This window comes from Paenibacillus sp. HW567 (assembly GCF_000374185.1).
In the GTDB taxonomy this organism is placed as follows: domain Bacteria; phylum Bacillota; class Bacilli; order Paenibacillales; family Paenibacillaceae; genus Paenibacillus_AQ.
On record NZ_KB910518.1, the window covers coordinates 1,526,709 to 1,548,216 of the forward strand.

Genomic DNA, 21,508 nt, shown 5'->3' on the forward strand with positions numbered 1-21,508 from the left:
CTGAGAACGAATCATTGCCTTTAACAACTCTACCTGTGCAGAGCTTAATGATAATTACCGCCAGCGATGCAATTTGCTTCAGAGTCGATAGAAGTGGAGACAGTAGCTATGATGGAGCGAATTGGAATCCTGTGATCTCGTATATAGATTAATATTTACAAACCATCCTAAGGGGAGATTTTTTTGAAGCTTAAACAAATAGGCTATAAGCTCGTCCTCATTCTCTTAATATTAAGCCTGCTTACACCAGAGTATGCGGGAAATGTACTGGCTGCAACAGATTTGAGTAAAACGGTAACGGCCGGAAAGAACGATGCAAAACCAAAAGATGTGGTACTACCATCACCTACGCCGTGGAATCCCAACACGGTACAGAAAGCGTTGGAACAACCAGTGCCTACTCCGACACCGACTCCGGATATGTCTTCGGTTCCTAAAGACGTGTATTCGGAAGCTAAGAGTCGGTTGCCGGATGGTCTGATTCTTACCCCCGAAGAGGCTGCAGCGTATTCGACACGCCTTTCCACTGAAGATAGCGAACAAGCACGTATTAATGCGATCAAAGCCAAATATGCAAAACCAAGCCTGAAAATGAAAAGAGCCGTTACTGAGCCTCTCCTTAGTAAAAAGGATATTCGTGAACTGATGATCCAAGGCGCACAGGTTGAGGATGTCTACGAAATTGCTTATTTAAGCGTTGAAGCCGGTCTTAATCCCTTTGAACTGCTAGCGCTCTATACAAAAAGAGGAGTAAGCTGGGATGAACTCCGGCAGAACCTGAAGGCGAAAGGTGGCTCCACCAGTGTTACGGAGGAAGCTTACGGGGTAACGGATAACGTCTACTCGAAGCTGGAAGATCTTATTATCAATCCAATTTCATCCTTTGCTGCTCTTTCCACGAAAAGTGTATCGACGCTGGACATGGCAATTGCCAGTGTGATTGACGATTTTAAAATGGCAGCCATTAACCAAGTCGGTAAACCGCAATATTCCGACCGGAACCTAAGTAGTGAAAGCGTAGACCCCGCTTCTGGCACTTTGACTTGGAAGGATACGCAGATCAGTTTGCCCGGAAGGGATGGACTTGATTTGAATATTGGCGTTATGTACAATTCCAACGATTCCGAATTCATTAGTGATTCTAATATCCCCAATCTAAACCGTAATGTTCAATACGATTTGGGTACAGGGTGGAGTTTCCGGTTCCCCTCTATTACTTCCGACTATTATCATGATGGGGAAGGCGGCACCTATAGATATTACACGGATGCGATCCATGGGTTGGAGGGAGGCTTTTACGATTACAAAGGCAAGGACAAGCGTATTTTTATAGATGGTGGTTCATTCAGCAACGGAGATTTTTTGTCAACAACTTATGTTGAATATGCGGATGGAAAGAGAGAATATTTTGGAGAGCCTGGCCTATTGGGCATAGTGGATCGTTTCGGAAATACCATTACTTTTAAATATGGAGCGTATTGGCATACGGATAACTGGCAATCCAAACATTTGATCACCCAGATTATTGACAGCGTTGGGCGAGTCATTGATTTTAATTATGACTGGATTAATTCTAGGAAAGCTGAAGCCAATAAGGACCTTCCAGATGAGAATTTGACGATTACAGTAAAAGATCTGAACAAAATGGTTAGTCAGAAGGTAGTATATACTCGGGCTAGAGTAGGGTATTGGACTAAGAAATATTTGGGATTCATTGACGGTGAGGATAGATACTATGGAGAATGGGAAGAAAAAACCTCACCGGAGCTCAAATCCATCACATTACAAAACGGGGAACAGCTTAAATTCAATTATGTACGTGGAGATTATGTATATAACACCAAATTCAAGCCGGAAAAGCTGGATATCAAACAGAATTTCAGCTATGAAGCTGGAAACGAATTGCTATCCTCAATTGAATATCCGCATTCCCGTACGGTCTATGAAATGGGATATCAGGCACGAAATATGGGTCCCTATGGAAGCATTGATACTCCCATTGTCAAAACGAGATATGACCAAGTTCTTACATCCGGTGTGTATAGCGGAAGATACAACGAAACAACTTACAGCTATAACGGTAGCTATGACGGATATGCAACGTATTATGGACTCAATTTAGTTCCGGCTTCTCACACTTACTCCAGCGTTATGTATAACGTTGCCGACAATTTAAGTGTCACTCGAACCTTTAATGGCAAAGGGCAATTCCTGTCGGCAGTGAGCCAAGCGGCGAACGGTGAAAAGAAGATCGAAAAAAATACGGTATTCCACTCCGTGATTACTCAGTTGCCTACAGCAACTGAGACTTGGGAGTATGGCCCTGGGGACACCGATAACACGGCGAACAAGCTGTACAGTGAGACCAATTATGATGAATGGGGAAATGTCACGGCAGTCACTCGCCCACTCACGGACAGTCAGCGCAATAATCCCACGCTGAAGGCGAGGAACACTACAACCTTTACCTATGAGTCTAATTATCATTTATTAAGTTCGAAATCATGGTATGCCAGCGAAAATGATTCATCAGCTCTTTCGGAGAGCTACACCTATACCGCACAAGGACGTGTGCAGACAGCTACGAATGCGGTGGGGGAAATGACAAGCTTCACGTATCAGAATGCACCAGATGGAACTAGCCCACTGTACAAAGCCACCTCAGAGAAGCAAGCGGGCGGGAAAACGGTTGCGAGGTCTGTCGTGACCTATGGAGAGAAAACAGGGTATGCTTATCCAACGGTAGAAGAAGCCTATTTCAATATCGGCCAGAGAAATCAGCAGATCGTCCAAACATCGACGGCCTATGATATGGGTACGGGGAGAGTCACAGAAAAGAAGGATGGGGAGCAGCATGCGACAACCTATACTTATGATGCCATGGGCCGTCTAAAACAAGAAACACATCCTGTTCGAACCAATGCCAACGGGGAAAGATATAGTGACGTGACCGATTACAACTACTATAATCAGTCCTCTGGGAATTTTGATTCCATCAATTCAGGGACAGAGGTCTTAAAAGTCGATTCTATTCGCACCGTTACGAACCTTTCCAATAACAGTGTGGTTAAAACCTATGCCAACGTGCTCTATAACGGGCTGGGGCTGGCTCTGTTGGAGGAGCACTTTGATGATAACGTGGGATGGGTCTTCACACAATATCATTATGACGATATGGGGCGCCCAGTGTACTCCATTGATCCAGCGGGGAATACACTTTCTGTAGGCTATGATGCCTGGGGCAGGCAGAACCGGGCAACCACGGCCAATGGAGATCTCTACATCAGTGACTATTCCCTGAAAGCGCGCACGAATACCAGCTATATTCAGGACGGGACCACCGGCGAGAAGATGAACTATGCGGAAGACCGTTATGATCCTTGGGGGAACAAATCGTCTAGTCTAACCTATAAGGATTGGCCGAACCGGAATCAGCCGATTAGCGAGTCGTACCGGTACAATAGCTCTGGCAAGGTGACCGGGTACACGGACCCGAAGAATAACCTCAATGAAGATGGAGTCACGACCTCATTTGTATACGATACGTTAAACCGCTTAGCTGCGGTAAAAGATGCTCTAAATCAGACGACTAACTATTCCTATGACGGCAACGGGCAGCTCACCAAGGTAACCATTCAAGCTAAGGGTGGCACGCCGCAAACGCTGAACACAAAAACGTATAACGAACTGGGCTTACTTGCCGTGAAACAGGATGGAGCCTCGCAAAGTGAAAGCTATTCCTACAACAGCTTAGGTCAACTAATAAGCAAAACAGATCGCAACGGCAGTACGTTTGGGTATGCTTACGACGAAAGCGGGCAACTGATAAAAAGCACGATCAACGGTACAATTAATAATGTGGCCCAAACCCAGGAAACGAATGTGATTTTCGGCAAGGATAATCCGCGAAACCAGGTGATTCAAACTCTCACGAATAACCAGGTAACCGCCACCCAAACGCAAGTGATGGATAGCTTGGGTCAAGTGCGCTCGACCTACTCAGTTGGCGGTAATCACTCAGCGTTCATACTGAATCAGAGAGATGTACTGGGACGGATGACACAGATCAACGACAGCTATATGGGATTTTACACGAACTATCAATATAACAAACAGCGACTGGACAAAATACAAACCAATGGCAGTTCGACGCTTACCAGTGATGCTTCCAACAATGTTAGGTACAGCTACTTGGCGAACAATCTGGTGAAGTCGATTACGTATCCGACGCTCACGGATAACAGTATACTAAAGACAGAATACACGTATAACAAAGCGCTAGGCTGGATCGAGAGCATGAGTAATACGAAGGGGACTTCTGTTCTTTCGAGCTATAGCTATGGTTATGACAACAATGGCAATCGAGTTACGGTAAGCGAGTTGCGCAAAGGCAGCAACACGGCACAAACAACAAACTATGGCTATGATGCGCTAAACCGCTTGGTGTCGATTACGCGTCCAGATGGTGGGAAAACCATGTATACCTACGACCTGCGAGGCAATCGGCAAACTTTATCCGACACGAGCAGTTTGAGTTTGGATACCACAGATACGAGTTATGCGTATGACTTGCAGAACACCTTAACCTCAGTCACCAAAGGGGGGAGTACAACCAGCTTCCAGTATTATGCCGATGGCCTGCGGTACATGAAGACAAACGGAAATACGCAGACACAGGTCAACTACAATTTAAATGGGCAGGTCTTGTCGGAAGAAAAGATCGTAGGCGGCGTCTACGTGGAACAAGCAAGCTTTGTCCGTGGAGACCGGGTGCTGGTGAAGAAGGACAAGAAGGCATCCAAGGACTATTATTACCTATATAACGGTCACGGAGATGTCGTACAGATTGTTGACACAAACGGCGAGATTAAGAACAATTATGTGTTCGATGAATGGGGGGATATTACTTCTCAGAAAGAGGAGATTTCGAACTCCTTCAAGTACACGGGAGTGAGCTAAGCTATGATCCAGAAACCGGGCTTTATTATCTGCGGGCGCGGTATTATGATCCAAGTATCGGTCGGTTATTAAATGAGGATACGGTTGAGGGGCAGATTGATAATCCGCTGAGTTTGAATTTGTATACGTATGTTGTAAATAATCCATTAATTTATACAGACCCTACTGGATATATGAATACTAGAGGGGCTAACAGTATCGGGGCAGATGATAGTTCATATGGTGAAGGTCAGGAGTTTGAGTATTTTTCTGAAATGAATCAGTTCGAGCTAACTCAAATCATGGGAGACGATAGATATTCCATGGATGTAAGAGGTTCAGCGGCAGCGGAGTTTATAAAGAGAAATTTCATGCTTGTGGAAAATGGTGCTGTTTAGGTATCAAAGCATTAATAAATGGCGCGAAGAAAGCGATAAAAGCTGAGGAAGCTGTTAAGGCTACGACAAACAGTGCAAAGGGGTTAATTGGGAAAGACTTTGAGGATTTTCTAGTTAAAACGTTGCAAGGTAGAGGAAGCTTCAAGATGCAAGGTAGAGAATTTGATGGGGCTGTAGATAATATTTGGTGTGAAGCAAAATCTGGAGGATATTGAAATCAGATTACAAGTTCAACTGATAGACTGAGTAAGTTTAATCAGACATGGGAAGTAGATTGAAAATTGCAACTTAGAATGGTGCAGCATATGAGCTGCACTCTAACACTCCAATCCCAGAAGCGATTAAAGATTCTCAAAGGGTATTAAATTTACTGAGTGGTAATAAGAAGGAGGGAACTTATGTCAATATCAGCCTCAATAAATATTCATTTAGGCGAGCGTAGTCGTGCAAATTTATCACTTCCTGATTTATTTCAGAATTTTGTGAATGAAGGTTGGGATTACGTAAACAGTAATGGGGAGGTTACAATACTACCTTTAGGTGATGTTGATGATTTCGATTGGACCTCTGCCACTCTCAATAGTGACACACTCTTTGATATCTTAAAAAAAGCAGGAACAAAAGGAGATAATTGGAGTTGAATTAATGCGAGCAGATTCAGAAGTTGGATGTGAATTGTTAATATTTAATACCAATCATATGATGTTTAGTTTATCGGTAGCAAGAAAGAAAATTAAAGTAAAAGATGATATCGACATCACTGATTTTAGTTAGTATTTGGATAGTATTTTGCCAGTATTTGAAAATTTACAGGTAGAACAAATAAAATGTGAACAATTGCTATAACGACTAATTAATTAGTTTATTAAAAAATGTTTGGTGCATAAGTAGATCTGCTGCTGCAAAATCATATTTTTGTATTAAGAACCTTGATCGGCTTTTGCCTTTCAAGGTTTCTTTTTTTAGTAGGGCGATCCTGTGTTGAATAAACCCACCTGTTACTGCTAATCCATAATGTCCAGAGATAGACGGTATAAAATGTCCTGCTATTGACGGCCATGCTATCCGCAGTAGGATAGAAAAGCAGGGAGAATCATGCCAATTCTCCCTGGATCACACGCTTCACCATATGGTCATCTACAATCCGGCGCTTGTGCTGTGTACCGTAGAGCAAGGCGTGGGTACACAACTTGTACACCAGTCGGGCGGCTCCGCTGGAAAAGCGGTAGATTTCATCCATCACCGCCTCCAACTCATGCTCTGAACCCACCGCGCTAAGATGCAGGCTCATATACGCCCCCCATCTCCGCATGGTCCGTGCGAAGATAACACTGCATATCAATTCGCTGGCGAATCGCCGCATACGCAAATAACCCCAACCGGTTCTGCGAAATCCATTTTCAAGTTCAGCAGAAATTGTAGTTCTTTCAGGATTTTCCAGTCAGCCAATGATCATCATTGACCACGACCGGCTAAAGCAAATGAATGCCCCACATTAGTTAAATCTCCCGTTTTAACTTCCGTTTTGTGTCATACGGTAAAGTTATGACTTACACCCTGAAGTGGCACGGCGTCTGTTTTGAAACCACAGGTAGATTTAACTATAATTAGAAGGGGATATCTGTTACATTATACTAGTAATTTCCTTTCGATTAATACATACATAGCAAACAAATGAATGTGGAGGTTTTTTTGTGAATATTAAGATGTGGCCAAATTCAGGTAAACTAGGAACAATTAGTCGCTTTATCTTAGCACTAGGTTTACTTTTAACTATGAGTTCAACTCTCGGCGCTGATAAAATAAGTGCCACGACTTCAACAGGCTAGGCTAAACACCTTGGACTTGGAATTCAAGCGCAAGAATACTTGAGGACAACAGCAATATGTGGTTTGCCGATGTAAACGGAGATGGTAAGGCAGATATGATTACTAAGGGTGAGGCAGGGGCATGGAATGCAGGATATATATATGTATCTCTTAGTAATGGAAAAGTATATTCGGGGTGGACCTGGAATTCGAGCGCAAGAGTACTTGAAGACAATAGCAAGCTATGGCTTGATGATGTTAATGGAGATGGTAAAACGGATTTGATCTCTAAAGGTGAAGCCGGAGCATGGAATGCAGGCGTTGTATGTGTGGCTTTGAGCAACGGAACTGGCTACCCAACATGGACGTGGAGTTCGGGGAAACGAATGATTGATGATAACAGTACCATGTGGCTTGCAGATGTAAACGGAGATGGCAGGACCGATCTGCTTATCAAAGGTCAAGCTGGTGCTGCGAATGCAGGTTTTGTATATGTTTCCTTAAGCACAGGGAGTAGTTACCCGTCTTGAACCTGGAATTCAGGTAGACGGATGGGATTTGGGCTCCCGTATGATTGATGACAACAGTACTATGTGGTTTGAAGATGTAGATGGGGACGGAAAAACAGAATTGCTCACCATTGGACAAGCCGGAGCGATTAATGATGGTTGGTTATATTTTTCATTAAGTACCGGAACAGGCTTTGAACCCTGGACTTGGTACTCAGGCCGAAAGATTATTAACAATACCGCAAGCTTATGGTTGGCAGATGTTAATGGGGACGGGAAGAGTGACGTAATAACTAAAGGAGAGGCACCTGGGCCTACGGCAGGGTATGTTTTTGTTTCTTTGAGCGCAGGTCCATTAAAAACGAAGTACGAGTACAATGCTGCGGGACAGCTCAAGAAAATAACGTATCCCGACGGGAAAAAAATCTGCTATGAATATGACAAAAATGGGAATTTAATTTGCAGAAAAAATAATCGTATAAATGTAAGAAGCCGAAAAAGCTCATGGATTGAATTACAAGAGCTTTTTTAGTACGCCCAGCATGATCATCTCGTCGATGAAAGTCCCGAGTGGGGGGCTGGTATGCGCCTACCCGTTGATAACTCACTGGAAAGAATGAGTGTTTAAAATTCAATCCCAAGTTTTTGGGTATTCCTTAAAACAACAAATAATCCTATATATAGGTGATTGGGTGGATTTGTAAGAAAATTGTGTCGAATATACAGAGGAATTCGACAATACAATAGTTTTTTCGACAATTTACCACCATTTTCAAAATTAGGCGAGTGTCATATGATTGTTGAGGAGTTCTGGGTTTAAGAAACTGCTATTTCAGTTGGATGAATTCAAAGCTGATTTTGTTAATATGGCCTATGCTAAGTATCTGCTGCTTGACTTCAGATTATCTCAATCTCAGGAGTGTGAAGCTTTTGAAAAGAACCAGATTATTCATCTATTTACTACAGACCGTCTTTTTTATTTTTATGCTAAGTATTAACCAGAGTAAGGCATTTGCAGCGGAAAATATAATCGTACCTAGAGAAACATTTGAGAGTGGAAGTTATGCTGGCACCAGCTATGTTCCAGTCTATGGGGCGATTACTAGTGATCCGCAAAAAGTAGTGAATGGGAAGTACTCTACGTTCTTAAGCGCCCTTCCGTCAGAAGTCTGGAAAGAATTCAATTATACGGATCAAAGTAAAGTTAAATTCGAGAAGAATACGACCTATGCAGTGACTTTCTCCTATAAATCCATAGATATGAAGCCAGCAGATGCTAACCGCTTTTTCTATTTTCTTGCCCGAAGCACTGATAATGATATTCAGGAGGACAAAGGGTATACCTCTTGGACGGATGCAAGCGGGGATGGCGGGATCAGAACGATGACTTTTACAACCGGAAATAAAGACAATTATTATTTAATTTGGGGGATTCACGGCGGAGGCGCACTCTCCATGGATGACATTCAGATTGTAAAAACCACTCCTGCCAGCAGCGAATCTTTCGAAAAGGGTTCTTTTACCTCCACTAATTTTTTGGCAGGCTCCGGTGTAATTACAAGTGATCCTGCGAAAATAGTGAGCGGACAATACTCGGCGTATCTCAGCTCCTTGCGGACAGAGGACTTTAAGGCATTCGCATATACAGATAGGAATAAAGTGAAATTTGAAAAAAACACTACATATAAGGTTACGTTCGCATATAAGGCTATTGATATGGAGCCAGCAGGGGCGAATCGCTGTTTCTATTTTTTGGCAAGGAGTACTGATGACTCAGAAGATAAGGGATGGACGACCTGGAATGAGGTCAGCGGAAACAAGGGAACCCGTACAGTAACATTCACAACGGGAAACAAGGAAAATTACTATTTGATCTGGGGAATCTACAAAGGTGGAGCACTTTCGATAGATGATATAGAGATCACCAAGACCAATGAATCCTTTGAAAGCGGTGCGTATACGAATACAAATTTTACTGCGGGTTACGGGACCATTACAAATGATCCTGCGAAAGTAATTACGGGACAATATTCTGCCTATCTTACATCACAGTTGAGTGAGGTGTGGAAAGAATTCACATATAGTGACCCGAATAAATACAAATTCGAAGGGAATACAACGTATTCAGTGACATTTTCCTATAAATCAATAGATATGGATGCTTCGGAGAATGAGCGATTTTTCTACTTTTTGGCTAGGAGCACCGATAATCTGGAAGATAAGGGCTGGATGACTTGGAAGGCTGCAACGGGGAATAAAGGCAAGAAGACGGTTACGTTCACTACAGGGAGTAAAGCAAACTACTATTTAATCTGGGGGATACATCAAGGCGGAGCTTTATCGCTGGATGATATCAAAATTGAAAAAGTCAGTGAATCCTTCGAACAGGGCTCATACAGTGCAACCAACTTTTTGCCGGTTTCTGGAATAATCACAAGTGATCCTGCGAAAGTAGTCAACGGATTATACTCCGCTTACTTAAGTCCCCCTACAGACCAGGGTGGAAATGAGTTTGTATGCACGGATTCAAACAAAGTGAAATTTCAGCCCAATACGACGTACACTGTGAGCTTTGCTTATAAGGCTATAGACATGCAGCCTGGTGATGACAATCGCTATTTTTATTTTACTGCCCGAGGAATGGATAACACCGAAATGAAAGGCTGGACCATATGGAACGATGTCACAGGTACGAAAGGCACGAAAACCGTAACGTTCACTACAGGAAATCAAGATAATTACTATATGTTTTGGGGAATTCACGGGGGCGGTGCCCTCTCGATAGATGATATCGTCATCCAGCAATTAACAACTTATCAGTATGATGCGAATGGAAGATTAGTGCAAGTGAGAATGCCGGATAATCAAGTTGTTAGATACTCGTATGACCGGAACGGGAATTTAATAAGTACGAAGGTGGATTGAAGTATTGATGTTAAGAAAATTAGCTTCTTTATTTATTTGCTCAATAATAATTTTCGTATTAGCTATACCTGTTGTAAGAGCAAAATCAGGAACAACTTATATTTATAGCAAAAATGGACAGCTCGTTGAATTAACTAATTCGAACGGCTCGTTTGAGTTGAAATACGATAAAAATGGAAACTTAGTGAGCAAGTCAACAGCCGATAATCTATTATCTAATTCTGGATTTGAAAATTATTCGGGTTCAGAGAATACAGCCGATGGCTGGGACAAGTACATGGCGCCAGGAGTCAGAGGAGCTTACGAAATCCTAACTGCAGAGGCAGTTGAAGGACGACAAGCCCAAAAGCTAACCGTAACCTCATTTCCGAATGCTGGAGATGGCGCGAATGTCTCACAAGTGATGTTAATCAAAGGCAATGAAAGTTATAACGTAAAAGGAATGCTGAAGCTGGCGAACATGAAGAATGCAAAGTTCTCGGTCATTGTGTTCTTTTATGATGCAAATAATCAATTGATCGGAGGACAAACACCAGTCGAGTATACTCAAAACATTGCAGATTGGGCGACGTTTTCCGGGAATGTCACCTCGCCAGCTAATGCAGCCTCAGCTCGAGTGCATCTCCACCTAAGCGCGACGGCAAGTAATGCCCAAGGGACGGTGTATCTGGATGGAGTAACCGCCACATTACAAAAAGACTCAAATCTAGTGTTCAATGGTGGTTTTGAATCAGATAAAAGACATGATGGGGGAGCCGATGGCTGGGACAAGTACATGGCGCCAGAAGTCAGCGGAGCTTACGAAATCATAACCGGAGCGGCAGTTGAAGGACGACAAGCCCAAAAGCTAGCTGTAACCTCATTTCCGAATGCTGGAGATGGGGCAAACGTCTCACAGGTGATGTTAATCAAAGACAATGAAAGTTATAACGTAAAAGGGATGCTGAAGCTGGCGAACATGAAGAATGCAAAATTCTCGGTCATTGTGTTCTTTTATGATGCGAATAATCAATTGATCGGAGGACAAACGCCAGTTGAGTATACTCAAAACATTGCAGATTGGGCAACATTCTCCGGGAATGTGACCTCCCCAGCTAATGCAGTCTCAGCTCGAATTCACCTTCACCTAAGCGCGACCGCAAGTAATGCTCAAGGGACAGTATATCTGGATAATATCTCAGTGAAGAGCTTTTAGATTATTTAGGTAAGAGGACTTAAATACCCCGCTACCATAATAATGTTTATTAAATGAAGGGAGTGGAACAAGTAGTGAGGTTTTTGTATAGAACATAATTTTAAAAAATGAATAGCCTCTTGGCCTTCTTTATCTGTGCTTTTCTGTTATTTTTTGTAGTATTCCTAGTAGCCAATAGTTATCCAGATAACACTTTGAACTATGAATATGATTCTATTGGACGTCTAAATTGCATCGAGTCTAGATCAAACAGAGAATGCTATCAATATGATCCTCAAGGGAACTTACTTTCTAAATCAAATGAAGGCAATTTGAATGGAAAATATAAACCTATTGAAGTTAGTTCATCTTACGATGCATATGGCGGTGTTCAAGGCAATCAAAACTGGTACTACCAAGAATGGAATGGAACAAGTTATAAGGATATGAGTTATAAGAAAGGGCAGTGGCTGGGTAGTAGCCCTGTCACATTATTCATAAAAGAGGCAATGCATCCAGATGAAACCGACGCAGTCCGAAAATGGGTGGCTCCGAAATCGGGATTGGTACGAATCGCAGGAAATGTAGCGATGTATGATGCAGTGGGAGGAGATGGAGTCAACGTAAAGATAATGAAAAATAACATTCAATTATGGTCCAAGAAACTGAACTACAATGATTCAACGGGTTATGAGGTTGGGTTAACCGTTGCAGTAAATGCAGGTGATTCAATATATTTCCTGGTGAACAAGAATGGTACTAATTTGTGTGATGCAACTCGCTGGAACTCAGTTATTGGATATTTAGATGCTCGATAAGGATCCGAGATTCCTCCTTATAGGCTTCATACATCTAGGTGAGATTAACCCGGTTAGAATATTGCAGTTTGTTGAATGAAAGAGTACCCCTTGAAAGATTTAAAAGAGGCATTTTTATTTTTAAAGCATCACGGGACAGGGGAACAAGAAAAAAATCAATAGATAGAAGGGGGAACAATGATCCTATTATGAGAATCTCATGCATCAGAATAAAGCAATTTAGAACTTTACTTTTAAGCTGTCTCTTAATCTACTTATTTTCAGTACTACATTCCCCTGTAGCTTGGGCAGAGGACATCAAAACCTCCAGCTACATCATAGTGGATATGGCGGGAACGCCACAGAAGCAAAAGATCTTTGTCTATAACCGGGGCAGGCTTGAAACAGAGATTCTGCAGGATAACTCCATGATTCAATATACATACGATGCCAACGGGAATTTGCTCAAGCGAACGAAGGGATACTCAGTAGAGCCTTATGTGTTCAGTACTTCGGCTGTATCCTACGATATTTATTTAAAGAATGTACCGGAGAGTGTCCGCGGAGTCAACTTCCCAACATGGACAGAATTATACGGTCAGGATGACATTGAATGGATAGCGGGTGAAAAAGTTAATCCGGGCTTATGGAAGTGCACAGTAGTACTTTCCAGGCACGGCGGAATGACAGGGATTTATAACACACATATCTACGTAGATGGTGTAATGGTTCGAGGCGTAACGGCTCAACTCCAAAACACAATTAAGATCATATCTCCTTCAACAGCATATCTTGCCGATGGTTTTTATGATGTGAATATAGAAGGGGTTTCCAGAACCGTGAGAGAGGTGCGTTTCCCTTCGTGGACCGAAAATAATGGACAGGATGATTTGGAGAACCCATGGATTATGGGTGAGAAGGTGAATGATACCACTTGGAAGATTCGTGTACCGTTTGCCAAGCATAATTTTGAAACCGGAAATTATTTCACTCATATCTATTCTTTTGACAAATACGGAAATGGAACTGGTATTGGAGGTACGACCATTTCGGTCAAGGGGGGGACGGGAGGATCGAAAGAAACAGATATTACCGGTGTATCCTACGATGTCTTTATTTATGGTTTAGATCCAAAAGTCCAGAGAGTACAATTTCCAACTTGGACGGCATATAAGGATCAGGATGACATCGAGTGGATTGACGGAGTCAAGGTGGGGAATGGGGTATGGAAAGCAACGGTGGTTTACTCCAAGCATAACTCGGAACTAGGCAAATATATTACTCATATTTATGCCGATGGGACATTTGCAGGAGTGTGGGAATTTACAGTCGTTAACACACTGAAATTCACCTATCCAACCGTTGCTTACCTCAGTAGCGGTTTTTACGACATCACGATCGACGGAGTTCCTTCTAACGTAACAACGGTGCGTTTTCCAACCTGGACCGAAAGAAATGGTCAGGATGATCTGGAAAACCCGTGGATTGAGGGAGAGCGGCTAACCAGCACAAGCTGGAGAATTCGTATACCATACTACAAACATAACAATGAGACTGGTGCATACAACACCCATATTTATTCATATGATGCATACGGGAACAGTAGGATTATTGGGATGCTGTCGGTGGAAGTTAAGAATTAGAGTTATTCGGAGTTTTACTTTTTTACTAGAAACTTAGAAGCCTACATGATAGGTGATAAAGGTTTCACAACATGGACTTGAACGGTAGGAACATCAAAAAAATAAATCTGTGATAGTTACAACTGGAGACTCGTCACAATATTATTTTCATATGGGGAATCCACTTTGGGGGATCTTTATCACTAGATGACGTTGGGATTATAAAAATTTGAAATTCTTCATTTAAATTTATAGACATTTCACTAGGAGGAACAAATGAAAAAAATATCTAAGCTGTTAATATCATTAATCTGTTTGATCCTATTGACTTCCGAAATAGGAATCAATACGTATGTGTCTGCTGCTACTCTATCTAAAAATGCCCTGGAGTCTCATGAACCACCCATTATTCCTTCGCCAGTAAGAGAGGAACCTACTGAACCCTCCTATTATCCTGCTCCCGAGGTAAAGGCTCCAGAGGAGAAGGAACTTGTTCAGCAATCATTACTTGAGAATAAATCAATTTCGTCAAAAACGGCTAGTGTACAGTCCCTTGTATATGATCAATCAGACCTAGTTGATGTACAGATGCTGAACATTTCGGCGATCAAGGCTAAGTACAAAAAATTGACGACGAAAAGCAGCTTGTTTTCATCCCAGGAGCCAGTTTTAAGCAAGGAACAAATTCGCACATTACTGATCTTAGGCGCTTCTGTTGAAGATATTTACGAGGCAGCGTATTTGAGTCAGGAATCAGGGATTGACCCTGTCAAGCTATATAAGGTGAAAACGGAGAAAAATCAAAGCTGGGATGAACTGCGTTTATCCACAACTGGACAAAAGCCTGTTTCATCTTCTGTTATCAATGATGTGTATGGTGTAACCACAGAGGTGTATGGGTTAACGGATAAACTCTTCCCTGATACATTTCTTCTGAACAGTCTAGCTACAGCATCATCAGCCAATACGCTGCTTGCTCAGATTAACGGCGTGATCTCCAATGCGGAGATGCAGTCTATTAACCAAACGAACAAGCCACAGTATTCAGACCGGAGTGACAGCAGTGAATTGATAGATCCTGCCTCCGGGTCCTTGGTGTGGAAAGAAAATCAGATCAGCTTGCCAGGGAGAGACGGGCTGGATTTAAATGTGGGTGTCATGTACAGCTCAAGTCAAAGTGTGAATGCTAATTATAATTTCCTGTCAAATCAATATGAGCTTGGTGTGGGCTGGGGGTTTCGTTTTCCGTCTTTACAACGGGCCTCTAGTAGTAGTGATTTGTATTACCATGACGGGGAAGGTGCCGTTTACGAGGTACAACTTTGGGCGCCGCAAGGTCTTAAAGATTATAAAAGCAAAAATATGCGTTTTGTAGAAGACAGATCTTCATTTACGAACGGTCAAGACTTCTCAAGGTATTACCTGGAGTACGCAGATAAAAAAAGAGAGTACTTTGGTGGAGATGACCTTAGGTTGCTGGGAATCGTAGATCGGTTCGGCAATCAAATTGTATTTAACTATACTAAAATATACGATAAGTTATATTATTACCCAAGCTCTTATTTGCTTACCCAGATTACAGACAGTCTCGGACGGAAGGTCATCTTCAAATATGACCCTAGGGATAAACGGTATTTGAACAATGGTGGCGAAAGCGTAGCCGATGAGAACCTTGTCGTTTCTGTTCTGGATTTGCAGGGGCAAGAAACACAAAAAGTAACCTATACCCGGGGCAGGAGCGGATATATGCAATATTGGACCTCCCCTGTTACCGGTCAAACGCTCTATACGTGGGTTGGGGATACGACCTTATCGCTTAAAACGATTACAGATCAAAGTGGTGAGCAAATCAAATTTGGATATAACGGACTCCCGATTTATACCAATTGGAAACTTAAGGACTTCAAGGATGGGGATGATGGCACTTCTCAGCTTAAAGCATATCAACTGGAAAAGGTCGAATATCCTCATTCTCAGACCGTATACAGATATATGGATAAATATCGGAATTACGGGATTCAAGGAGGGATGATCGAGCGCGTAATCGCCTCCCGGTATGACCAAGTCATTCGAAACGGCGCTTATAGCGGGGAGTATAACAAGGCCACTTACAGCTATGTGGGGAGCTATGACGGGTATCCTGATTATTATGACGACAATAAACCAAAAGACTATCAGTATTCAACAACGGTTGCTACTGAACCCAACAATTTGCAGACCACTTATGTTTTTAGTGGAAAAGGACAGATGCTGTCTACTACGAATGTAGCAGCTAATGGAGAGAGGATTGTTCAGAAGAATACAGCATTTCATTCCTTGATTGATACCTTGCCAACTACTTCGGAAACGTGGGAGTATGGGGCCGGAGATACAGATGCCACAGCCAATAAGCTGTATACCTATACGGATTACAATGATTGGGGAAATCCTCTATCCACTACTCGCCCATTGACTGAGGAGCAACGATATAATTCAACACTGCTGAGTAAAAATAAAACGACATACACCTATGAACCCAATTTTCAGTTAATGGCTTCTAAAAGCTGGTATTCAAGCGAGAATGCGAATGCCCCATTGTCTGAATTATATAGTTATGGGTCACAAGGCAGGGTGTTGACCTTGACTAATGCGGCTGGTGAGATAACGAACTACAGCTATGACATGTCCCCGGATGGATTAAATCGGGTGAACAAAGTGACGGCGATGAAAACGGCTGGGGGCAAGAACGTATCCAAAAGTGTTGTCACCTATGGTTCCGATACGAATTATGCCTATCCGACGGTCGAAGAAGCCTATTCCAATATTGGCTCCGCCAATCCGCAGATCGTCAAGAAGTCGATGACTTATGATATGGGAACGGGAAAAGTGATTCAGGAGAGGGATGGAGATAATCAGGCCGTTTCTTATGAATATGATAGTCTAGGCCGGTTGAAAAAGCAGACCCAACCTGTAATCACTAATGCCAACGGTGAGAAGTACAGCCAAGTAACGGAATACAATTATTATAGCCGAATTATTTCAGGAAATTATGATGCTGTTAACGCGGGAACGTCTACATTAAAAGTAGATTCTATCAAAACCGTGCAATTATCAAACGGAAGTACACAAAGAACATATGCGAACACGTTATATAACGGACTAGGTCTCGCGCTCTTGGAAGAACACTGGGACGAGTATCAGGGAAAATGGATCTTTACCCAGTATCACTACGACGATTCCGGACGTCCGGTGTATATGGTTGATGGAGTTGGGAATGAAACAACAGTTGGCTATGATGCCTGGGGAAAACAGAATCGTGCAACGGATGCGAAGGGAGACCTGTTTGTCAGCGACTACTCGCTGAAGTCCCGCACCAACATTAGCTATCTCCAGCCAAAGAATTCGACGGAGAAATGGAATTACGTAGAAGCGAGCTTTGATGCGTGGGGCAATAAAACGGGAGTAGCTACCTATAAAGATTGGCCTAGTAATCAGCAGCAAATTTCAGAAAGATACAAGTATGATTTCGCTGGAAATGTGGTAGGATATACTGATCCTAACCGGAATCTGAATGAGGATGGTGTAACAACCTCCTTTACGTATGATGTACTAGGACGTTTGGCGGCTGTAAAGGATGCCCTAAATCAAACGACACGGTATTCGTATGATGGTAACGGGCAAATTGCCAAGACTACGGTTCAAGCCAAAAACGGCTCGGAACAAACGCTGAATAGTAAAACGTATAACGAACTTGGCTTGATCACCTCCAAACAGGACGGAGCCTCGCAAAGCGAGAATTATACGTATAATGCACTGGGCCAATTAAGCAGCAAAATGGACCGTAATGGCAGCTCGTATACGTATACTTATGATGAAAGTGGTCAGTTGAAATCCGCCAAGATTACCGGAATGGTTAATGGAGCGGTTCAGTCTCAGGAAATAAGCAACATTTTTGGTGAGGGTGGGCCTACAAATCACGCCATTAAAACTTTTACCAACAACGTGCAGACTGCTTCACAAACACAGGTTGTGGATAGCTTAAATCAGGTACAATCCACGTATTCTGTGGCAGGGAATCATTCATCCAATATTCTGAATCAGTATGATATATTGGGCCGTATCACGCGAGTACGGGATCAATACATGGGCTTCTACACCAATTATCAGTACAACAAACAACAACTGCAGAAGGTGCAAACAAACGGTAGCTCGACACTCAGTAATGATGCATCCGTCAATGTACAATACAGCTATTATCCGAATAACCTAGTCAATTCCATTACGTATCCAACTCTGACAGATGGAAGTACCTTGACTACGACGTATACGTATAAGAAAGCTTTGGGCTGGATCGAGAGCATGGAAAATGTCAAGGGAGGTTCGACTCTCTCTAGTTTCATCTACGAATACGATAACAACGGGAACCAGATTGCTGTTACGGAGTACCGAACAGGTGACACGAAGCAGACTACTCACTACACATATGATGCACTGAATCGTCTGTTGTCCATAGCAAAACCGGATGGAAGAAAAATCACCTATAGCTATGATATGCGCGGCAATCGCCAAACCTTGTCGGATACGGGAGGACAAGGCCCAGATATCGCAGATACCAGCTATACGTATGATCTGCAAAATACCTTGACCTCGGTTACGAAAGCAGGGAGTACGACTAGCTTTGAGTATTATGCGGATGGACTGCGGTATGCGAAGACAACGGGAAACAGCAAGACCCAAGTGAACTACAATCTAAACGGGCAGGTCATTGCTGAAGAAAAAGTTACTAATGGTAGCTTCGTTGAACAGGCCAGCTTTGTCCGTGGGGATCGCGTTCTGGTGAAGAAGGATAAAAAGGCATCGGCAGACTATTATTATCTGTATAATGGTCACGGAGATGTTGTGCAGATCGTCAATACCAGCGGAGCGGTCGTCAATGCCTACACCTACGACGAATGGGGCAACATCACGAGCCAAGTGGAGGGAACCTCCAACTCCTTCAAGTATGCGGGAGAGAGCTATGATCCAGAAACCGGGCTTTATTATCTGCGGGCAAGGTACTATGATCCAAGCATCGGGCGGTTTTTAAATGAGGATACGTATGAGGGGCAGATTGATAATCCGCTGACGCAGAATCTGTATACGTATGTAGGAAATAACCCATTAATTTTTTCAGACCCATCTGGTCATAGTATGGAAAGCGATCATGTACTTCCTCAACAGGTTCTTAATGAACTTGCACCTCTAACAGCTGGTTGGGAAGATTTACAGAGACAACTATTATCATTAGATAATAGTTCAGCCAGCAATATAACTAGGATGAACATTATAGCATTTCAAACTGCTATACATCGTGCAGCTCAAAATATAAGATTTAATTATTTCAGTACAATTGAAAACCCAACACAAACGCAGATTGACGCTGCAAGTAGTGCGGGATACATTTTTGGGAAAAATGTAGATCTGAGTGCAGGGTACAAGGGGAGAGTTGATGCACAAAATGATGGTAGTGGTACTCAAAGACATGGACATATTTTCGGACCCAAAGGGGAAGAATGGTCGCGCAATTTAGATGGAACTATCCATGATGCTAATAGAAATAGTCCTGGGTCACCACCAAAATGGGTACAGAAAGAAATGGAAAAGAAAACAAGGTTTAAGTGGAATGAAGTTAACTCTACTCTACCTACAAATTCTATGAATTATGATAATATTGAAACAAGTTTGTATGTAGTTGGTGGAGGCTATCTTGCTTATAGAGGAATAAGACTCCTACCTTCATTAATACCTATATTGTGGCCAACGCTGCCCGCAAATTTATTAGCGCCATAGGAGGAAAAAATATGAATATATCTAATCTCAGCACGAACAAAATGCTTTTCTCTACTTCATTGGAAGAAGAAATCAATTTCCTTGCATTTTCTAATGATGAAATTTTTATTTCAAAGACTACTATAAGAAAAATTGATTTCAATGGAAATGTAATCGAAAATAATGAAGACAAAATAAGTACCAAATCGATTTGGATGGTCAATCGTAAAACCGATAGGAAAAAAGAAATTATTAAAGGTGGAGAATTTGATATTAATGATGTTTATTTAACGGTGAATTATCTATATTATGTAAAAATAGTTGATGAAGATAATGATGGATTGCTGCTTGAAAATGACTATCTTAGCGGTGAAGTATGGAGATTAAATAGAGCAACACTCGATAATGATTTTTGTTTCAAAGTAAACCCATTTTATTTTCATCGTTTTTTATCAGCAGACGATTCATATGTAATTTTTGTTTCAGAAGATCGAATTCCCGATGTAACTGAGATAGTTTTTTATAATTTAGCCACAAAAGAAAGAGCTGTACTAAAAAATGTCTATGAGAAAGATTGGAGCGATTTTAGAGTAGTAAACAATCAAGAAGGAGAGCCGGATTATTTTATCTATAAAGAGGAAATTAACGAAACATCTGAAAAAGATCTATCCTATGTGCAGGTGCTTAATTGGAAGGACTTAATAGCTCAATTGCAATGGGGATAAATTTTATTGGGTGGTGATTGGGAATATCTTCTCAGTTACCACCTGCTTTATTCAAAACTCTGCTTTAAAAATTAGGATTCATTTGAGGGGCAGATCAAGAAATTGCTGAGCAGAAATCTTATACGTGTGTGTATAATAATTCTTTAATTTATAGTGCAATTGTAAAATAGTGAGGTGCAGAATATACTATATGACTATAAATTGCTTTCAATTTACTCGTACAAAAATGATGCGATTTTGATACCATCATGTGGAGAATTTAAGAAGTCGGGGGGGGGGGGGCGGGCGGAGCAAAAGCTTACTAATACATCATCGTTGAAGAACAGGAAAGTAAACTGATGCTATCTTTTCTAACTGTAATTCAAAAGAGACTGACGAAGGTCCAAATTTGACAGCCCTAGAGAAAGTATTAAATATAAAAGGTTATTCTAGGGTAACCCAAATAAAAAACTTATCCTTGTTGAATGGGATGCAAACGAGGGGGATTCTGTATTTTCTACTGAGAAAATCTCAGATCGTGGTTACGTCCATCAAATTAAAAATAGAATTTTTGTAATTGGAGTATAAAGATAACTTACTGGTAAAACATTTTTTACAGAAATAGGTGATTAAACCACGTATTTTTCAAACTACATATGATTAATACTCCACGTAGTATCTTTTTTTAAATACAGTTCTATCCAGCGCCCTATGGATTAGACAAAGAGTTTTAGAAGATATCCCTCATTACTACCGTATAATGTTCTGCTGATATGTCTGTACATACATAACCACAGGTTATATTGTTTTCGAACAAGTAAACAGAAAACCAAAGGTCATTTTGGA

12 protein-coding genes are annotated in these 21,508 nt (G+C 41.8%); 11 read left to right on the forward strand and 1 reads right to left on the reverse strand.

From position 1 onward, the window contains the following. The first annotated feature begins 381 nt into the window (after nt 1-381). The 3 genes from B212_RS0106770 (at nt 382) to B212_RS0106780 (ending at nt 5,977) form a co-directional block, all read left to right on the forward strand. The gene (locus B212_RS0106770) at nt 382-4,959 is read left to right on the forward strand and encodes an RHS repeat domain-containing protein (protein WP_156830078.1); all 4,578 of its coding nucleotides are present in this window, start codon (nt 382-384) and stop codon (nt 4,957-4,959) included. Further along, entirely contained in the window at nt 4,893-5,336 is a 444-nt protein-coding gene (locus B212_RS33735) for an RHS repeat-associated core domain-containing protein (protein WP_084673394.1), read from the forward strand. The genes B212_RS0106770 and B212_RS33735 overlap by 67 nt, the downstream gene beginning before the upstream one ends. 398 nt (nt 5,337-5,734) lie before the next feature. After that, on the forward strand, nt 5,735-5,977 hold the full coding sequence (locus tag B212_RS0106780) for a hypothetical protein (RefSeq protein WP_019909762.1): 243 nt from the start codon (nt 5,735-5,737) through the stop codon (nt 5,975-5,977). A gap of 452 nt (nt 5,978-6,429) precedes the next feature. Here B212_RS0106780 and B212_RS33030 read toward each other — a convergent pair whose 3' ends face one another. Further along, on the reverse strand, nt 6,430-6,627 hold the full coding sequence (locus B212_RS33030; protein ID WP_019909763.1) for a hypothetical protein: 198 nt from the start codon (nt 6,625-6,627) through the stop codon (nt 6,430-6,432). A 594-nt stretch (nt 6,628-7,221) separates the two neighbouring features. On the opposite strand from B212_RS33030, the gene B212_RS0106790 reads away from it, so the two are divergent. The 8 genes from B212_RS0106790 (at nt 7,222) to B212_RS0106825 (ending at nt 20,683) form a co-directional block, all read left to right on the forward strand. Continuing rightward, entirely contained in the window at nt 7,222-7,674 is a 453-nt protein-coding gene (locus B212_RS0106790; protein WP_028530661.1) for an FG-GAP repeat domain-containing protein, read from the forward strand. Nucleotides 7,675-7,714: 40 nt separating this feature from the next. After that, nucleotides 7,715-8,185: an FG-GAP repeat domain-containing protein gene (locus B212_RS0106795; RefSeq protein ID WP_028530662.1), complete on the forward strand. Its 471-nt coding sequence runs from the start codon at nt 7,715-7,717 to the stop codon at nt 8,183-8,185. Nucleotides 8,186-8,583: 398 nt separating this feature from the next. Continuing rightward, entirely contained in the window at nt 8,584-10,578 is a 1,995-nt protein-coding gene (locus B212_RS0106800) for an RHS repeat domain-containing protein (protein ID WP_019909765.1), read from the forward strand. A gap of 7 nt (nt 10,579-10,585) precedes the next feature. Next, the gene (locus tag B212_RS0106805) at nt 10,586-11,773 is read left to right on the forward strand and encodes a carbohydrate binding domain-containing protein (RefSeq protein ID WP_019909767.1); all 1,188 of its coding nucleotides are present in this window, start codon (nt 10,586-10,588) and stop codon (nt 11,771-11,773) included. A gap of 119 nt (nt 11,774-11,892) precedes the next feature. Then, entirely contained in the window at nt 11,893-12,570 is a 678-nt protein-coding gene (locus B212_RS0106810; protein WP_198015835.1) for a hypothetical protein, read from the forward strand. A gap of 71 nt (nt 12,571-12,641) precedes the next feature. Further along, nucleotides 12,642-14,192, forward strand: a complete 1,551-nt coding sequence (locus B212_RS30910; protein ID WP_156830080.1) for a GBS Bsp-like repeat-containing protein — start codon at nt 12,642-12,644, stop codon at nt 14,190-14,192. 255 nt (nt 14,193-14,447) lie between these two features. Then, the gene (locus B212_RS0106820) at nt 14,448-19,979 is read left to right on the forward strand and encodes an RHS repeat-associated core domain-containing protein (protein WP_019909770.1); all 5,532 of its coding nucleotides are present in this window, start codon (nt 14,448-14,450) and stop codon (nt 19,977-19,979) included. Between the two features lie 11 nt (nt 19,980-19,990). Beyond that, nucleotides 19,991-20,683 (forward strand): hypothetical protein, encoded by a 693-nt coding sequence (locus B212_RS0106825; protein ID WP_019909771.1) that lies wholly within the window; start codon nt 19,991-19,993, stop codon nt 20,681-20,683. The last annotated feature ends 825 nt before the right edge of the window (nt 20,684-21,508 follow it).